Annotated in this window: 4 protein-coding genes; all 4 read right to left on the bottom strand. The window is 24.0% G+C overall.

Annotated elements, in window-relative coordinates:
- The coding region (locus HZY83_RS06995) for a hypothetical protein (protein ID WP_218925367.1) at positions 1-186 on the bottom strand (186 nt) is incomplete at its 3' end.
- Positions 187-281: 95 nt separating this feature from the next.
- On the bottom strand, positions 282-800 hold the full coding sequence (locus tag HZY83_RS06990; protein WP_179943330.1) for a hypothetical protein: 519 nt from the start codon (positions 798-800) through the stop codon (positions 282-284).
- A 127-nt stretch (positions 801-927) separates the two neighbouring features.
- A complete protein-coding gene (locus tag HZY83_RS06985; protein WP_179943329.1) occupies positions 928-1,428 on the bottom strand; it encodes a hypothetical protein in 501 nt (166 codons plus the stop codon).
- A 127-nt stretch (positions 1,429-1,555) separates the two neighbouring features.
- The coding region (locus HZY83_RS06980; protein WP_179943328.1) for a hypothetical protein at positions 1,556-1,913 on the bottom strand (358 nt) is incomplete at its 5' end.

Raw genomic sequence — 1,913 nt, 5'->3', positions numbered from 1 at the left:
TATATCTGGATTATCTACCCACCATAAATTGTCTATTAACATTATTAATTCTGGTTCTTGCCCTTCTCCTCTTGGCATATTTTTCGCATAATATACTGCATTTGATTTTAAATTTATCTTCACATATCCGAATATTACTATTCCTAATAATAATACTAGTATTGTTCGCCATATTATTTTTTTCATTCTTTTCCCTCTAATTTCCTTATCTTAACTTAACTGATTATATCATAATATTTATTACTACTAAAAATTATTCACTTACATAGATTTGTATACTTCTATTTAAACTCATCTTGATATACTAAATTAAATATCCATTGGAGATTTATTAGTGGCTCGGATTGTTTATCAATTACAGGTTGTACTAATGACTTGATTTCTGAAACTATTTTATTTTTATCTACATATATAGAATTAATATCTAATTTTTTATATTTACTATCAATTACATATAATAATTCAAAACGACGATTAAATCTATAAGTAATATCCTCTTCAGCTTTATATACATATTCTGTGTCATATGAATATATATTATTGAATCTTATTTCTTTATTACCCCTTAAACCAATAATACCGTTTGTTCCATCTATATCATATTTTAAACCTTCTATATCTGGATTATCTACCCACCATAAATTGTCTATTAACATTATTAATTCTGGTTCTTGTCCTTCTCCTCTTGGCATATTTTTCGCATAATATACTGCATTTGATTTTAAATTTATCTTTACATATCCGAATATTAATATTCCTAATAATACTACTAATACTGTTCTCCATATTATTTTTTTCATTTTTTCCCTCTAGTTTCCTTATCTTAACTTAACTGATTATATCATAATATTTATTACTACTAAAAATTATTCACTTATAAAATAAAATCTATGTAAGTATTTCTTACTTACATAGATTTGTATACTTTTATTTAAAATCATCTTGATATACTAAATTAAATATCCATTGGAGATTTATTAGTGGTTCGGATTGTTTATCAATTACGGGTTGTGCTAGTGATTTTATCTCTAAAACTATTTTATTTTTATCTACAGAATTAATATCTACTTTTTTATATTTCTCATCTATTACATGTAATAATTCAAAACGGTGGTTAAATCTGTAGGAAATATTATTTTCATCAGTATAAATATATTCTGTTTCATCTGCATATATATTTCCAAAATACTTATTTTCATACACAATATCTTGTGTTCCATCTATATCATATTTTAATCCTTCTATATCTGGATTATATACCCACCATAAATTGTCTATTAACATTATTAATTCTGGTTCTTGCCCTTCTCCTCTTGGCATATTTTTCGCATAATATACTGCATTTGATTTTAAATTTATCTTCACATATCCTACTAGTATTATCCCTAATAATACTACTAATATTGTTCTCCATATTATTTTTTTCATTCTTTTCCCTCTAGTTTACTTATCTTAACTAATTGATTATATCATAATCTTTATTACTACTAAAAATTATTCACTTACAAAATAAAATCTATGTAAGTATTTCTTACTTACATAGATTTGTATACTTTTATTTAAACTCATCTTGATATACTAAATTAAATATCCATTGGAGATTTATTAGTGGTTCGGATTGTTTATCAATTACAGGTTGTACTAGTGATTTTATCTCCGAAACTATTTTATTTTTATCTACAGAGCTAATATTTACTTCTTCATCCTTATCGTTCAACATAAATAATAATTCAAATCTTCTATTAAATTTGTAAAAGTTATATTCTTCATCTGAATATATATATTTTTTTTCATAGGAATTACTGAGATATCTCTTACCATTAGGAATTTTAACTGTCCTAACTCCATCCAAATTATATTTTATTCCTTCTATATCTGGATTATCTACCCACCATAAATTGTCTATTAACATT

It is taken from the genome of Gemella sp. GH3 (assembly GCF_013415425.1).
GTDB lineage: Bacteria > Bacillota > Bacilli > Staphylococcales > Gemellaceae > Gemelliphila.
The sequence above is the reverse complement of the archived record's forward strand: the minus strand, read 5'-3'. Positions and strand labels throughout refer to the sequence as shown.